This is a genomic window from Streptomyces sp. NPDC059092 (assembly GCF_042756365.1).
Classification (GTDB): domain Bacteria; phylum Actinomycetota; class Actinomycetes; order Streptomycetales; family Streptomycetaceae; genus Streptomyces.
In genome coordinates, this window is sequence record NZ_JBHZEJ010000082.1 from 1 (window position 1) to 15641 (window position 15641).

The following is a 15641-nucleotide window of genomic DNA, read 5'->3' on the forward strand; positions in this document are numbered from 1 at the left end:
GCGTCACACAGTTCGTGTGACGCGGCCCGCGGCGTGTGCTGTTGTGTGCTGATGCGGTCAGGCGGACTTCCGGCTGTCCCGCGGGTGCACGGCGATGTTCATGGCGCCGGAGCGCAGGACCGCCAGCCTCTCGGCCAGCACCTCCTCCAACTCCTCGCGTGTGCGCCGCTCCATGAGCATGTCCCAGTGCGTACGCGCAGGCTTGCCCTTCTTCTCTTCGGGGCCATCCCCGTCCACCAGGAGTGCCTGGGCGCCACACGCCTTGCACTCCCACTCCGGCGGAATTTCCGCCTCTACCGAGAACGGCATCTCAAATCGATGGCCGTTCTGGCATGCGTACTCCACCGCCTGGCGCGGGGCCAGATCGATGCCGCGGTCCGTCTCGTAGCTGGTCACCACGAGTCGCGTGCCGCGGAGAGCTCGCTCACTCATGAATCGTGCCTCCCGGGCTTGTCGCCCACAGGACAGGTGTCGCTGTCGTCGTCATCCGGTCAACGTTCGGTCGGCGGTAAAGATTCCCGTCAAGGGTCGTGCCTCGTCCGTCGTGCCGCTGCTTATCAAGGGTTGCGTACCCACAGGCGCCCGGTTTGTCACATCTAACAGGAGATGTCACCCAGCGAATTCATTGGTCGAGTACGCAGTAACGGTCCGCCTGGCAGGCCAAACGCGTACACTACCGCCCTTTCACTTCAACGCCTAAATCCGGTCCGGTACGGGGTTCCCCGCGGCGGCGATCGCCGCCTTGACGGGTACCCGCGCAAGCAGCGCGGAACCGATCGCGAAGAAGACCACCAGCGAGATGATCGCATCCCGGTAGCTCCCCGTGAGCTGGAACGCGAGACCGAACACCAAGGGACCCAGCCAGCTCAGCCCCCGGTCGCTCATCTCGTACGCGGAAAAGTACTCGGCCTCCTTGCCGCTCGGTACGAGATGGGAGAAGAGCGAGCGGGAGAGGGCCTGGCTGCCGCCCAGGACCAGGCCGATCGCGGAGGCCATCAGATAGAACGCGACCGGCGCCCCCGCGGGCAGGAAGTAGCCCGCCGCGAGGATCAGCGTCCAGACGGCCAGCGAACCCAGGATGACGCGTTTGGCCCCGTAGGCCCTGGCCATCCGGCCCATTCCCAGCGCGCCGGCCACCGCCAGGATCTGTACCAGCAGCACGGCGGTGATCAGGGTCGTCTGGTCCAGGCCCAGCTCCTCCGAGCCGTAGATCGACGCCTGGGAGATCACCGTCTGGATACCGTCGTTGTAGATCAGATAGGCGAGCAGGAAGGAGAGCGTCAGCGGATGGCGGCGCATGTCGCGCAACGTGGCCATGAGCTGCCGCCAGCCGGTGCCCACCGCCCCCTCACCGCGCGGCTCCACATGGCGGTCGCGCAGCCGCCGCAGCGGTACGAGCGTGAAGGCGCCCCACCAGAGCCCAGCCGAGGCCAGACAGATCCGTACCGCCGTCGACTCGGAGACGCCGAAGGTGTCGTGCCCGGTGTAGAGCACCAGATTGAGGACGAGGACCAGCGCCCCCGAGGTGTACCCGAATGCCCAGCCCCGCGAGGAGACCGCGTCGCGCTCGTCCGGCTCCGCGATCTGCGGCAGATACGCGTTGTAGAGCACCATCGAGACCGCCAGTGCGGCGTTCGCCACGACCAGCAGCAGCGCGCCCAGCAGATAGCGGTCCCCGCCGAGGAAGAACATGCAGGTCGTGGCCGTCGCCCCGAGGTACGCCGCCGCCGCGAGCAGCGGCTTCTTCCGCCCGGTACGGTCCGCCATCGCGCCCACCAGCGGCATGACCAGCACCGCCACCACGATCGAGACGGAGACCGTGTACGCGAACAGTGAACCCGCGCGTACCGGAACGCCCAGCGGATGGACGAAGCCCTCGGCGTCGGCGGCGTTCTTCGCCACCGACGTCAGGTAAGGGCCGAGGAAGACGGTGAGCACGCTCGTCGAATAGACCGAGCACGCGAAGTCGTAGAAGTACCAGCCGTGCTGCTCACGCCTGAGGGAGCTCGCCCCGTCGGCCCGTTCCACCGTGTCAGCGGTCACCCGCGCTGCCTCGCTCTCCCCGTGCGGACGCCGCACCCGGCCGCCGGTACCCACCCGGGCACTACTGCCAGGCTCCCCGTGCGGTCAACACCGAGCGCAGCGTTTCCAGTTGATCAGTCATGATGCCATCCACGCCGAGATCGACAAGCGCTTCCATGCGTACGGGGTCGTTGACCGTCCAGACATGGACCTGAAGGCCGCGGGCGTGCGCCGCCCGTACGAAGCGCTCGTCCACCACCCGGACGCCGTACTGCGCCTCGGGGACCTGCGCGCACACCGCGCCGGAACGGACCGGGACGGGCATCCCGTACGAGCGCAGCCGCAGGCCCGCCACGCCCCGTACCCCGTACGAGGTGGCGAGCCGTGGACCCGCGAGGCGGGCCGCGCGCGCCACCCTGGCCTCGGAGAACGAGCCGACGCACACCCGGTCCCAGCTCCCGGTCGCGCGGATCAGCTCGACCAGCGGGGCCAGGGCGGGCGCCGCCTTGATGTCCACGTTCCAGCGGGCCTCGGGGAACTCCTCCAGCAGCTCGGCGAAGAGCGGCAGCGGTTCGCGGCCCGCCACCCTGGCCCGGCGCACCTCGTGCCACGGCAGCTCGGCGATGGCGCCCCGGGCGTCGGTCACCCGGTCCAGCGTCGGGTCGTGGAAGGCGACGAGCCGGCCGTCCGAGGTGGCGTGCACATCGGTCTCGAAGTAGCGGTAGCCGAGGCCGGCCGCACGGCGGAACGCGACGGCCGTGTTCTCCAGGCCGTCGGCGGCGCCGCCCCGGTGGGCGAAGGGGATGGGTCCTGGCCGGCCCGCGCCGGGCCGGACCAGATAAGGGTGGAGTTCGCGCGTCACGGCCGCAGTATGGCGCCTTCCGGTGACCCGGTGGCGACCACCGTGCTGCCGTTGTCCGCCGCGGGGATGGCGAAGACCCGCAGGAAGAGCTGGGCCAGCGGTCCGATGGCCAGCGTGTACGCCACCGTACCGACGCCCACCGTGCCGCCGAGCGCGAACCCGGTGGCGACGACGGCCACCTCGATCGCCGTACGGACCAGCCGCACCGAGCGGCCCGTCAGCCGGTGCACCCCGGTCATCAGGCCGTCCCGAGGACCCGGGCCGAACCGGGCCGCTATGTAGAGCCCGGTGGCCGCCCCGTTGAGCACGATCCCGGTGACCAGCAGGGTGATCCTGGCGGGCAGCCCGTGCGCCTCCGGTACCAGGGCGAGCGTCGCGTCGATCGCCAGCCCCACGGCGAAGACGTTGGAGACCGTGCCCAGCCCCGGCCGCTGCCTGATCGGTACCCAGAGCAGCAGCACGGCCGCCCCCACGATGATCGCCACGACCCCCATGGAGAGCCCGGTCAGCTCGGCGAGCCCCTGGTGCAGCACGCCCCACGGCTCCAGCCCCAGGCCACCGCGCACCACCAGCGCCGAACTCGCGCCGTACAGCGCGAGACCGACGTAGAGCTGGCAGAGCCGACGGGTCAGATGGGGGGACCGGAGGCCCGGGATGATGGACACGATGCCGTCCCTTGGTGCAATGGTGGACTGATGCATGTCACTCTGTGGCAGGTCAGCAGAGGGCAACCAGGGCCAATTCCGGGAAGGTGGACTGATTTCCATGGCGCAGTGGACCTCAGTGGTCGGAGCGGCGGGGCTCGCCCGCCAGCTCCAAGCCCAGCAGCCGCGCCCCGCGGGCCCCGGCAGCCGCCGCCCGCCCGCCTACCGGGCGCTCGCCGACGGCATCCGGCTCCTCGTCCTCGAAGGCCGCGTCCCCGTCGCCGCCCGCCTTCCCGCCGAACGCGAGCTGGCACTCGCCCTCTCCGTGAGCCGTACGACCGTGGCCGCCGCCTACGAGGCGCTGCGCTCCGAGGGCTTCCTGGAGTCCCGCAGAGGCGCCGGAAGCTGGACGGCCGTACCGGCGGGGCACCCGCTGCCCGCCCGCGGTCTCGAACCCCTGCCGCCCGAATCGCTCGGCTCCGTCATCGACCTCGGCACGGCCGCACTGCCGGCCCCCGAGCCCTGGCTCACCCGGGGCGTCCAGGGCGCGCTGGAGGAACTGGCGCCGTACGCCCACACCCACGGCGACTACCCGGCCGGGCTCCCGGCGCTGCGGAGGATGCTCGCCGACCGCTACACGGCGCTGGGTATCCCGACCATGCCCGAGCAGATCATGGTCACCACCGGCGCCATGGGCGCGATCGACGCGATCTGCCATCTCTTCGCGGGCCGCGGCGAACGGATCGCGGTGGAGTCGCCCAGCTACGCCAACATCCTCCAGCTCATGCGCGAGGCGGGCGCCCGGCTGGTGCCCGTCGCCATGGCCGAGGGCCTGGCCGGCTGGGACCTCGGCCGCTGGCGTCAGGTGCTGCGGGACGCGGCGCCCCGGCTCGCCTACGTCGTCGCCGACTTCCACAACCCGACGGGCGCGCTGGCCGACGAGGACCAGCGGCGCGGACTCGTCGACGCGGCCCGCTCGGCGGGCACCGTCCTGGTCGTCGACGAGACCATGTCCGAGCTGCGTCTCGACCCGGAGGTGGCCATGCCGCGCCGGGTCTGCGCCTTCGACCCGGCGGGCAGCACGGTCCTCACGGTCGGCTCCGCCAGCAAGGCCTTCTGGGCGGGGATGCGGATCGGCTGGGTGCGCGCCGCCCCCGACGTGATCCGCTCCCTGGTCGCCGCGCGCGCCTACGCCGACCTGGGCACCCCGGTACTGGAACAGCTCGCCGTCAACTGGCTGATGGGGACCGGCGGCTGGGAGGAGGCCGTCGCGCTGCGCCGCGCCCAGGCGCGCGACAACCGGGACGCGCTGGTCGCGGCGGTGCGCGAGCGACTGCCCGGCTGGGAGTTCGACGTACCGCACGGCGGGCTGACCCTGTGGGTACGCACCGGAGGGCTCTCCGGCTCCCGGCTGGCCGAGGTGGGCGAGCGGGTCGGCGTACGGGTTCCCTCGGGGCCCCGCTTCGGGGTCGACGGGGCGTTCGAGGGGTACGTACGGCTGCCGTTCACCGTCGGCGGCCCGGTCGCCGTGGAGGCGGCGGCCCGGCTCGCGGCGGCGGCGCGCCTGGTGGAGACGGGCGCGGCCACGGGCACGGACACGCCCCGCACCTTCGTCGCCTGAAAGCCGCGCACCCTCGTCGCCGAAAGGAGGACGGCGGCGTCAGCCCTCGGCGGCCACCGGTGCGGGAGCCTGCCCGGGCACCTGCTCGTACGCCTGCCGCTGGATCTGCCGCCCCGGCAGCAGATCCAGTACGGCGCGCCGGTGCGCCTCGCTCGTCGCGTCGTCGTACGGGTCGGGCGTGGCCGGGACCTGGAGCCTGAGCACCGGGGCCGTGCCGAGCCGTACGTACCCCCGGCCGGGCGGGACGTCCGGCGTGGGCGTGGTGTGCGGCTCCACCCCGAGCACCGCCGCCACCCGCGCGGGCGCGGCTGGCCCGAGGACGACCCGGGCGCGGGTGTGCGTCGTCACGTCCTGGCTCAGCAGATCGAGGGCGTCGAGGTGTTCGGCGACGACGACGGTCACGTGGGCGGCCCTGCCGTGCCGCAGCGGCACCTGGAGCAGGTCCTGCGGATCGGGCCGTCCGTCGGCCGCCGCGAGATGGCCGAAGACGCCCGGCCGGTCGCACAGGATCCACAGCGGACGCCGGATGTCCTCGGGGGCGGGAAGCCCGGACTGGCGGGCGCGGTGGGCCTCGATCAGCCGCCGTTCGGTCTCGCGCGCGGCCCATTCGAGGCCGGTGAGCGCCCCGGCGAGCCCGCACTCCACGGCGAGCACGCCGCCGCGCCCGGCCAGACAGGCGAACTCGCCGTCCCCGCCGCCGTCCACGACCAGGACGTCGCCGTAGGGCAGGGCCTGGAGCGCGAGCGAGCGCAGCAGGCTGGTGGCGCCGCTGCCCGGATGGCCCGCGACCAGCAGATGCGGTTCGGTGGAGCGCGGCCCGGTCCGCCAGAGAACCGGGGGCGCGTCCCGGTGACCGGCGCCCGTCGTCACGGGCACGGTGCGCGGCACCGCGCCGTCGTCGGTGAAACCGAGGACGGTCTCGCCCGGCGCGGTGACGAAGCGCTGGGCGGCGATGTCGGTGGGGAGCGGGGGCAGGACCGTCATCAGCAGCCGGTTGCCCTCCTCGTCCCAGTCGAAGAGATATTCGCGCCCGCGTCCGGACTTGGCGTGCAGAAGCTGTTCGATCCGGGCGCGTGCGGTGGGCTCGCCGTCGGGGAAGTACGGCGGGTAGGCCACCTGGAGCCGGGTGAGCCGTCCGTCGCCGTCGAAGGCGTGGCCGGCGAAGGCGGCGCCCCACGCGCCGCCATGGGTGAAGAGCGGACTCGGGTCCTCGGGCACGGCGAAGTACGGTACGAGCGCCTCGTAGAGGGACTGGAGACGCCGTACCTCCGCTTCGTCGGGCCCGGTCGGCACGGGCGGGCGGTCCCGTCCCTTCCAGCCGGCCAGGCCCATCACCGTGATCAGGGCCAGCAGCGGCCCGTACGGGACGAGGACGACCAGCAGGACACAGGCGGCGGCCAGGAACAGCGTGGGACCGCGCCGTTCCTTAGGGGTGCCCGCCCACTTCCGGCGCCCCGCGGCGGCCATCAGCCGCAGTCCACGGACGATCGTGATCAGCGGATGGAGCACGTCGGTGGCGCCGTCCGCCGCCGTGCGTGCCGCCTCCCGACCGCGCGCGATCCGGTCGCCGCCACTGGTCAGCAGGTGGGTGAGGGGGAGCCGGGCCACGTCTGTCTCCTGGAGGTGCGGAAGGGATGGGCGGGCGTCAGAACTTGATCCCGCCCAGGAGGCCGGCCAGGCTCGCGCCGCCGGCCGTGATGCTCGGGGCGATGGCGGTCCCCGCGAGGTAGAAGCCGAAGAGCGCGCAGACGAGCGCGTGCGACGCCTTGAGCCCGTCCTTCCGGAAGAAGAGGAAGACGATGATTCCGAGCAGGACGACGCCGGACATGGACAGAATCATGAGCATTCTCCTGGTTTGTGGGGACAAGTCACCATGAGTCCTTCCAGGATCACGAAAAGTATCTATGCGATAAAAGATGCAAATGAGTGAAATATCATGCATTTCACTGCACTGGCGCACGGCGGTCGTCCCCGCCGCCCGCGGGCTGTCCGGACTCTCCGCTTCCTCTTACTCCACCGGGCAGTACCCTGTCGGTTTACTCCGCACAGACATTCCGGAAGGCGGTCCCGCCGATGAGTGAAACCCCCGACCCCGAGGTGATCGAACTGGCCACGAAGGTCTTCGATCTGGCCCGGACGGGCGAGGCGGAGACACTCGCCGCCTACGTCGACGCCGGTGTGCCAGCCAACCTCACCAACGACCGGGGCGACTCCCTCCTCATGCTCGCCGCCTACCACGGTCACCTGGCGGCCGTCGAAGCGCTCCTCGCCCGCGGCGCCGACGCCGGCCGGATCAACGACCGAGGTCAGACCCCGCTCGCCGGCGCCGTCTTCAAGGGCGAGGACGAGATCATCCGCGCACTGCTGGCCGGCGGAGCGGATCCGGCCGGTGGCAACCCCTCCGCGGTGGATACGGCGCGCATGTTCGGGAAGGCGCATCTCCTGGAGCTGTTCGGGGCCCGGTGACCGTCGTGACGGACAGCGTCGTAAATGTGGTCGCGGTGGCGAAATGGCTGGGTCATCATGACGACGGGCCCACGGTGGGCCACCGACGAGAGGCAGGAAAGATGGTCTGCGTTAGGCAGAAGACGACAACGGACGGCCGATCATGTCGCCGCACGGTCTAGTGGCTTTCGTTTGGATCCGGCCGAATCGAGGCGCGGTGCCAGGGCACGCGAGCCAAGCCGGACCCGGACGAGAGGCCCTGGTGCCGCGACCGGCGGTGTCTGCCAGCGACGGGGCAGGATTCGCCGGGAGAGGCACGAGGACGTGGTCAGGTCCGAGAGGGCTTCGGCACCACACCCCCCGGTTGCGTCGACAGCTTGATGTGAGGCTTTCCCCATGTTCGATCCAGTCATAGCGCCGAGCGGCACACTGCTCGGCCTGCTGCAGAGGGGCCGCGGCGACGGCACACTGCACGCGCTCGCAGCACCCCGCGCGGAGGCGCTCGCCGCCCTCAACCACTGCGTGCTGAACGACCCGCGCCACGACTGGCAGGTCGAGAACCGCTCGCTGTACTACGCCCGTCTCTATCTGGACATCCACGGCGGTCTCGACGCCATCGACGACCACCTCTTCCGCGCCGAGGACCACCTCGACACCGACGAGTCACGCACCGGGCTCTCGCTCGCCGTCCTCGGCCACCTCGCCGCGTACGGCAGGCACGACGCGCTCGACCTGCTCCGGCGCTACACCGCGACCGGCACCAACTGGGCCTGGGCCCTGGACGAACTGGCGCTGCGCGACGACGACACAGGCCTGCGCGCCCTCGCCGGCCCCGTCCTCGCCAGGTTCCCCGCCACCCCCGACGGCGACGCCGAACTGGCGTCCACCGTGCGCGACGCCTTCGAACCCCGGCCCTGGCGGCTCTGGGCCGATGACCCGCGCCCCGCCGTCGGCGCCCGCATCAGGGCCGCGGGCGAACAGGGCTCCTTCGACCGCTGGCAACGCCAGATGCGGCCGAGCGGACCCCGCCCCGGCTGGAGCGTCCAGGCCGTCTTCGACTGGGCCCAGCAGGGCCTGGAACGCGGCACCGAACTCCACCGGCCGGCGGCCCGCTGCCTCACCGCCGTCGCCGGCCCCGGCGACCGCCCCCTGATCGTCGAGGCGGCCAGGAGCGGCCCCGGCGGGGCGCGCTGCGCCGCTCTCCACTACCTGGCCGAGGCCCGCGACCCGGCCGTGCTCGACCTGATCGAGGCGGCGGCCGGCGACCCGCACCGAGCCGTCGCCGACGCCGCGGTCTCCGCCTTCGAGCGGATGTGCGGCGACGAGGCCGTCGACCGGGCCCGGGGCTGGATCCACCGGCCCGACCCCCTCGGCGCGTCCGCCGCCGGCGTCCTCGCCTGCCGCGGCGGTACGGAGGACACCCCCCTGGTCCTCGGCGCCCTGCGCGAGACCGTACGCGCCGAAGGCCCCGACTCCCCCCGGCTGTGGGCCCTCGTCGACGGCACGGGCCGCCTCGGCATCGTCTGCGCGGCGCCCGTCCTGCGCCACGTCTACCGGGAGACCGCGTCCTCCCAGCTCCGTGGCCGCGCGGCGCGCGCACTCGCCGCCACCGACCCCTCGTACGCCACCGGATTCGCCGTCGAATGCCTGTGGGACTGCGAGGAGACCACCCGCGAGATCGCCGCGCTGCACGCCGAGACCGGCGACGTACGGGTCGCCGACCGGCTGCGCCGGCTGGCCGCCGACCCGGCCGAGGAGGCCGAGGTCCAGACGGCCGTACGCAACCGGATGGGCCCGGACGCGGCGACCCGGTGAACACGCCGTAACACCGTGGACGTGGCGTAGGGACGCCCCCTTACGCCACGTCCCGGGCGCCTTCGCCGGGCGTTCTCCGCCGGGCCCCGGAACGTCCCCCGCTTCCAATGCTCACGGGACGTTCCCCACGCGGAAAGATCCACGTTGGCAGGGACACGCTCCGTACGACGACAACACGGATATGCGTGTCGTCATCGTCACCGAGTCCTTCCCGCCCGATGTCAACGGCGTGGCCCACTGCGCCCTCCAGACCGCCCGGCACCTCGCCGCGCGCGGTCACGACCCCCTCGTCATCGCCCCGTCCGTCGCGGGCGACGACGAGACCGACACACCGTGCCCCGTGGTACGCGTGCCCTCCCTGCCGCTGCCCGGCTATCCGCAGGTCCGCGTGGCCCTGCCCAGCCGCCGGATCGCCGCGGCCATCACCGCGCACCGCGCCGACCTCGTCCACCTCGCCAGCCCCTTCGTGCTCGGCGTCCGCGGCATGACCGCAGCCGCCCGCCTCGGCGTCCCCGCCGTCGCCGTCTACCAGACCGACCTGGCCGGCTACGCCCGTACGTACGTGGGCGCGGGGGAGGCCGCCGCCTGGCGCCGCCTCAAGGCCGTGCACACCGCGGCCGACCGCACCCTCGCACCCTCCAGCGCCGCCGTCGCCGACCTCGCCGAGCACGGCATACCGCGGGTCAGCCTCTGGCCCCGGGGCGTGGACACCGTACGGTTCCGGCCCGAACTGCGCGACGAGGCGCTGCGGCGCCGGCTCGCCCCCGACGGCGAACTGATCGTCGGCTACGTCGGCCGGCTCGCCGCCGAGAAGCACGTCGAACTCCTCGCGGGCGTCTGCGCCCTGCCCGGCGTCCGCGTCGTGATCGTCGGCGACGGACCCAGCGAGACCTCCCTGCGCACCGCCCTGCCCGGCGCGCTCTTCCTCGGCCGCACCACCGGCGAGGCCCTGGCCAGGACCTTCGCCTCCTTCGACCTCTTCGCACACACCGGCCCCTACGAAACCTTCTGCCAGACCGTGCAGGAGGCCATGGCCAGCGGTGTCCCGGTGATCGCCCCCGCCGCGGGCGGACCGCTCGACCTCGTGGACCACGGCCGTACGGGCCTCCTCGTCACCCCGCACGACACGGACGCCGTCACCGAGGCCGTCCGCGAACTCGCCCACGCGCCCGCGCGCCGCGCCGCCTACGGACGGGCCGGCCGCGCCGCGGTCGAGGACCGGACCTGGGCCGCCGTCGGGGACCAGCTCCTCGGCCACTACGCCGAGGTCCTCGGCGCGCGTACGGCGGTGGTCGCGTGAGCGCGCTGCGGATCGTACGGCTCGCCAACTTCGTCACACCGTCCTCCGGCGGACTGCGCACCGCGCTGCACGCGCTGGGCAGCGGCTACCGCGCGGCCGGACACGAACCGGTACTGATCGTGCCCGGGGAACGCGCCTCCGACGAGGACACCGAGCAGGGCCGGGTGATCACCCTGCCCGGACCCGAACTGCCCGGCACCGGCGGCTACCGCGTCCTGGCGGCCCGGCGCCGGCTGCGCGACGTGCTCGAAGGACTGGCACCCGACCGGCTCGAAGTCTCCGACCGGACCACCCTGCGCTGGACCGGCGAGTGGGCCAGGCGCCACCGGATCCCGTCCGTGATGGTCTCCCACGAGACGGCCGACGGGGTCCTGCGCGCGTGGGGCGTGCCCGGAGCGGCGGCCGGCCGCGCCGCCGACCGGCTCAACACACACAGCGCCTGGGCGTACTCACGGATCGTCTGCACCACCGAATGGGCGGAGCGCGAGTTCCTGCGCATCGGCGCCCGCAACGTGGTGCGCGCCCCGCTCGGCGTGGACCTCGACCGCTGCCGCCCCGAGCGCCGCGACCCCGCCCTGCGCGCCCGCTACGTCCAGGGCCGCGCGCCCGGCGTACTGCTCCTCCTCGGATCCCGGCTGTCGGTCGAGAAGCGCCCCGGCGCGGCGCTCGACACGCTGGTGGAGCTACGGCGGCGAGGAGTACGGGCGTCACTGGTCGTCGCGGGCGAAGGACCGCTGCGCGCCGGGCTCGCCCGCAGGGCCAGGGCGCAGGGGCTGCCCGCGGTCTTCCTCGGCCATGTCGGCGACCGCGCCGCGATGGCCGGCCTCCAGGCCGCCGCCGACATCTGCCTGGCCCCGGGCCCCGTCGAGACCTTCGGTCTCTCCGCCCTGGAGGCGCTGGCCTGCGGCACCCCGGTCGTCGCCAGCGCGTCGTCCGCGCTGCCCGAGGTGATCGGGGACGCGGGCCGGGCGGCGGCCGACGACGGGGCATCCTTCGCGGACGCCGTCGAGGACCTGCTGGCCCGCCCGGAGGGCACCCGCCGCGCGGCGGCCCGCGCACGGGCCGAACTGTTCGGCTGGGACGCGGCGGTGACGGCGTTCCTGGCTGCGCACGACGCCCGGCCCGTGGCCTCCGCCCTGCGCCCCGACGGGACACCCCGATGACGCCGCGGGCCAGACCCGCCCCGGCGGCCACGCCCCTGGACTCGGTGCCGTCCCCGCGCCGCGGCGGCACCCGCGCCCCGGCGGCCACGCCCCCGCGGTTCGCCGCGCTCGGGGACTCCCTCACCGCCGGGATCGGGGACCCCGTGGACGGCGGCGGATGGCGCGGATGGGCCGCGCTGCTCGGAGGCGCCCTCGGCGGCGCGGAGGACGGGACCCCCTTCCGTAACTTCGCCGTCAGCGGCGCCCTCACCCGCGACGTCGAGGAGCGCCAGACACCCGACGCCCTGGCCTTCGCGCCCGACATCGCCTCCGTCGTCGTCGGCGTCAACGACACGCTCCGCGCCGGCTTCGACATACAGGACCTCGCCCCGCGTATCGACCGTATCTGCGCCGCCCTCGCCGCACACGGCACCGTCCTGCTCACCGCCTGCCTGCCCGAACCCGGCGCCATGCTCGGGCTGCCCGCCCCGCTCGCCCGGCCGCTCGCCCGGCGTCAGCGGGCCGTCAACGCCGTCGTCCACACCCTCGCGACGCGGTACGACACCGTCCACCTGCACCTGGCCGACGCCGCCTGGGTCGCCGACCGCTCGCTGTGGAGCGCCGACCGGCTGCACCCGGGGGAGCGCGGGCACCGCATGATCGCGGCGCGGTTCCACGGAGCGCTCGCCGAACGGGGGTTCGCCCTCGGCCCGCCGCCCGCCCCCGATCCCGACCGGCCGCCGCCCACCCGCGCCGAGTCACTGTGCTGGCTCGCGACCTCCGGCACCGGCTGGGTGGCCCGCCGCTGCCGCGACCTGCTGCCGGAACTGCTGCGCCTGGCGGGCGACGAGGTCACGCACTGGGCCCGCGGCAGCGGCGCCCACCTCGACCTGAGGGCCGATCACGCCCTCTCCGGGGCGCTCGCCGCACTCGCCGCCCCTCCGGCGGAAGCGGCGAGGGGCAACGGGAATCGGGCGGGAATCGAGCGGTCCTGACGGGGGCGCTCTGCGTCGTTTCGACCGTTGTCGGTGCGAGGACCTAACCTGTGCAGGTGACTTCGCCTGCCCCGACGGATTTCGTTCCGCCCCAGCTCAGCGCGGGGCCGCGGCCCGCCCAGGGCCCGGCCGCCGACGAAGGGCTCGCGCGGCGGCTGCGCGCGCTCGCCTGCACCGCGCCGCTGCACGACCTGGACACCCGTAAGGCCAATCTGGCGGGCGAGTACTCGGTGTACGCGATGGCGGAGGTCGCGCTCTCCGCCATCGACCTGGTCACGCTCAACATGGACTTCGACACCGGCGCGGACCACGAACAGATAGTGGCCAGACTCCTGCCCCGCATCGCCGCCCAGGCCCCCCGCCGCCCCGTCGGCGAGCACGAACGCGTCGCCCGCTGGGTCCTGGAGAACCTGATCAACGTGGGCAGCGTGGACCGCGGCTTCCGCGCCGTCTACGGCACGTTCGGCACGGACGGCGTCTACACCCGCAGGGACTACGACTTCAAGCTGATCGAGGAGGTCCCAGGACCCGGCGGCAGCGTCTTTCTCCGTACGACCGACGAAGCGGTCAACGTCCTGGTCGGCGCTCTCGACACGGACGTCACCAGCGCCCAGATCGCCGCCGAGGTCAAGCTGGAGGTCCTGATCAGCCGGGGCAGACTGGCCGACGCGCAACTCGCCGCCGAGCAGGCCAGATACCGGACCGTCCAGTACGCGGAGACGCTGCGCAGGACACTGGAGGCCACCCGGCGCAACGTACGGGCCGTCGACTGGCTCCACGCCGTCCCCGACATGATCGACGAGGCGCTCGACCACGTCGCCGACCGGTACCGTCACGAGAACGCGATCCTGACGAACATCCGCAAGGCGCGCGACGAGGCGGAGACCGGCAACGACCCCAGGACGGCCGAGCACAAACGACGCGCGGCCGAACTCGTCGACATCGTCAAGGACTGCATCCGCCGGCACACCCAACTCCAGTCACGCCTGCTGGAGGCGGGCCCCCTCTTCCGCGCCGAACAGGACCGCCAGGCATTCGCCCGGCCCACCGCCCACACCGGACTCGACCTGTACGGGCAGCTCGTCGCCCCGCTGCTGCCGCTGCCCGTGGAGCAGGCGGCCCGGGTCACGGACGCGTTCTTCGCCCGCGGCACAGGACTGCGCACCCCGGCGTCCGTCCGGGTCGGCGACCTGATCGACCTGCTGCTGACCCCACCGGTGGAGCGCGAGCACCTGGGCGCCGAAATGCCGGAACCGGACCTGATCGCCACGCCGGACGACAGCCGCTTCAGCGAGGAACAGCTCGCGAGCGCGAAGGAACTGCTCGACCTGGAACACGACGCGCCGCGCAGACTCTCCGGCCTCCTCGCGGAAGCCCGCCTGCGCGACCCCGAACTGCCCTACCTCGTCGCGCTCCTGGCCATCCACGCGGCCAGCCCCCCGGTCGGCACCGCCTACCGCCAGGGCGAGGAGCGCCTGCTCTTCGCGGTGGACGACGGCACCCCGCTCGACGACCGGGAGTTCGGCGGCGCCGACCTGATCGTGGGCACGGCGCTGCTGGACGCGGCGGGCATGACGGCGGACCGTGCGGAGTCGGCGTGATCTCCGCCGCAGCGCCCCGGGAGCGTCCACCGGCGGGAGGGGGCCGGGGCCACCGGAGGCGCGTGTCCGGACAGTGAGACGTGATGTGTGCCGCACAAGGGCCCGCGCCCTGCCGCTCGTCCCGCACACGCCGTACATCATGCCGTCCGGGCACGTGCCTCCGGAGACCACCGGCCCCGCACCACGACGAACCACCCGCCCCCCAAGGAGCCACCCTGTGAGCGACCACAACCCCGAGCCCCCCGCCACGTGGCCCGACCCCACAGACCCTGATCCGGCCGAGTACCCCACGCCAAGCGCGGGCACGAGCCGGACCGTCACCCCCGCCGACGCCGCCGACGCCGCCCGGCTCGTCTCCTTCGGGCTCCAGCCCAAGCTGCTCCCGGCCCGCGACGCCGAGTACACCGAACTGCTCCGCCGCTACCGCGAGGACCCCGCCTTCGCCCGCGTCGCCGACGCCGTCGCCACCGGATTCGGCCTCGTCGTCCTCGAAGTCTCGCCACGCGCCGGCATGGCCGTCACCGCAGCCGAGGACTCCGTCTTCGCGGTCCGCATGGGCGACTACGCGCGCCGCGCCTCCACCGACTCCGCCGACCGCTTCCTGCACGGCCTCGCCCATCTCGCCGTCGCGGCCCTGGCCTTTCCCCGCCCCGAGGACCTCGCCGACGACGGATACATCGGCCGGATCACGGTCAACGGCGTCGACGCGTTCGTGCGGCAGGCCTGCCGCCGTCTGGAAGAACGCGCCGAGCGGGACGGGGAGAACACCGACCCGTCGACCGACGCCCCCGGTCTGGAGGCCGCCTGGCGGACCTACGCACGGCGCAGCGCCACGGGCGCCACCAAGGACGCCCGCCGCCTCGCCGGGTCCACGACCGGCATCATCGGCAAGGCCGTCGCGTTCCTCACCGACTCCGGGTTCCTCCAGCGCACCGGCGACGACGCCGGAGGCGCCTACCGCACCACCGCCCGCTACCAGCTCCAGGTGCGTGACATGGCGGGCCACGCGGCCCTCACCGAGCTGCTGGAGCTGGGCGTCGTGCCCGTCTCCGACGGCTCCGCCACCCTGCTGCCCCCGCCCGACGGCGACGACCTGGAGCTGGCCGCCGACGCCGGCCTCCCCTTCCACGCCTGACCTCCCCTTCCACGCCTGACCTCCCCTTCCACGCCTGACCTCCCCTTCCACGTCCGTCC

The 15641-nt window shown here is 73.4% G+C and carries 14 protein-coding genes; 8 read left to right on the plus strand and 6 right to left on the minus strand.

Annotated features, from left to right (window positions below; genetic code table 11):
* Nucleotides 1-57: 57 nt before the first annotated feature.
* The 4 genes from ACFXPL_RS32440 to ACFXPL_RS32455 form a co-directional block, all read right to left on the minus strand.
* Nucleotides 58-432: an RNA polymerase-binding protein RbpA gene (locus ACFXPL_RS32440; RefSeq protein WP_003959706.1), complete on the minus strand. Its 375-nt coding sequence runs from the start codon at nucleotides 430-432 to the stop codon at nucleotides 58-60.
* A 264-nt stretch (nucleotides 433-696) separates the two neighbouring features.
* Nucleotides 697-2043: an MFS transporter gene (locus tag ACFXPL_RS32445; protein WP_384926382.1), complete on the minus strand. Its 1347-nt coding sequence runs from the start codon at nucleotides 2041-2043 to the stop codon at nucleotides 697-699.
* A gap of 61 nt (nucleotides 2044-2104) precedes the next feature.
* Nucleotides 2105-2884, minus strand: coding sequence for a glycerophosphodiester phosphodiesterase (locus tag ACFXPL_RS32450; RefSeq protein ID WP_384926384.1), 780 nt, complete (start codon nucleotides 2882-2884; stop codon nucleotides 2105-2107).
* Nucleotides 2881-3549, minus strand: a complete 669-nt coding sequence (locus tag ACFXPL_RS32455) for a YitT family protein (protein WP_384926386.1) — start codon at nucleotides 3547-3549, stop codon at nucleotides 2881-2883. Before ACFXPL_RS32455 ends, ACFXPL_RS32450 begins: the two co-directional genes overlap by 4 nt.
* Nucleotides 3550-3649: 100 nt before the next feature.
* Between ACFXPL_RS32455 and ACFXPL_RS32460 the strand changes: the two genes are divergently transcribed.
* Nucleotides 3650-5149, plus strand: a complete 1500-nt coding sequence (locus tag ACFXPL_RS32460; RefSeq protein WP_384926388.1) for a PLP-dependent aminotransferase family protein — start codon at nucleotides 3650-3652, stop codon at nucleotides 5147-5149.
* 39 nt (nucleotides 5150-5188) lie between these two features.
* Here the strand turns inward: ACFXPL_RS32460 and ACFXPL_RS32465 are convergent, their stop codons facing one another.
* Complete coding sequence (locus tag ACFXPL_RS32465) at nucleotides 5189-6757, minus strand: hypothetical protein (protein ID WP_384926390.1); 1569 nt, start codon at nucleotides 6755-6757, stop codon at nucleotides 5189-5191.
* A gap of 37 nt (nucleotides 6758-6794) precedes the next feature.
* Nucleotides 6795-6989 carry a hypothetical protein gene (locus ACFXPL_RS32470; RefSeq protein ID WP_189109156.1) on the minus strand — a complete coding sequence of 65 codons (195 nt, stop codon included), beginning with the start codon at nucleotides 6987-6989 and terminating at the stop codon, nucleotides 6795-6797.
* 233 nt (nucleotides 6990-7222) lie between these two features.
* Between ACFXPL_RS32470 and ACFXPL_RS32475 the strand changes: the two genes are divergently transcribed.
* The 7 genes from ACFXPL_RS32475 to ACFXPL_RS32505 all read left to right on the plus strand — a co-directional run bounded on the left by ACFXPL_RS32475 (nucleotide 7223) and on the right by ACFXPL_RS32505 (nucleotide 15582).
* Nucleotides 7223-7615 carry an ankyrin repeat domain-containing protein gene (locus ACFXPL_RS32475; protein ID WP_384926393.1) on the plus strand — a complete coding sequence of 131 codons (393 nt, stop codon included), beginning with the start codon at nucleotides 7223-7225 and terminating at the stop codon, nucleotides 7613-7615.
* 375 nt (nucleotides 7616-7990) lie between these two features.
* A complete protein-coding gene (locus ACFXPL_RS32480; protein WP_384926395.1) occupies nucleotides 7991-9409 on the plus strand; it encodes a HEAT repeat domain-containing protein in 1419 nt (472 codons plus the stop codon).
* A gap of 181 nt (nucleotides 9410-9590) precedes the next feature.
* Nucleotides 9591-10709 (plus strand): glycosyltransferase family 4 protein, encoded by a 1119-nt coding sequence (locus ACFXPL_RS32485; RefSeq protein WP_384926397.1) that lies wholly within the window; start codon nucleotides 9591-9593, stop codon nucleotides 10707-10709.
* Nucleotides 10706-11872: a glycosyltransferase gene (locus tag ACFXPL_RS32490; protein ID WP_384926399.1), complete on the plus strand. Its 1167-nt coding sequence runs from the start codon at nucleotides 10706-10708 to the stop codon at nucleotides 11870-11872. The genes ACFXPL_RS32485 and ACFXPL_RS32490 overlap by 4 nt, the downstream gene beginning before the upstream one ends.
* A complete protein-coding gene (locus ACFXPL_RS32495; RefSeq protein ID WP_384926401.1) occupies nucleotides 11869-12846 on the plus strand; it encodes an SGNH/GDSL hydrolase family protein in 978 nt (325 codons plus the stop codon). The genes ACFXPL_RS32490 and ACFXPL_RS32495 overlap by 4 nt, the downstream gene beginning before the upstream one ends.
* Nucleotides 12847-12902: 56 nt before the next feature.
* Nucleotides 12903-14447 (plus strand): hypothetical protein, encoded by a 1545-nt coding sequence (locus ACFXPL_RS32500; RefSeq protein WP_384926403.1) that lies wholly within the window; start codon nucleotides 12903-12905, stop codon nucleotides 14445-14447.
* 217 nt (nucleotides 14448-14664) lie between these two features.
* Nucleotides 14665-15582, plus strand: a complete 918-nt coding sequence (locus ACFXPL_RS32505; RefSeq protein WP_384926405.1) for a hypothetical protein — start codon at nucleotides 14665-14667, stop codon at nucleotides 15580-15582.
* Nucleotides 15583-15641 lie beyond the last annotated feature (59 nt).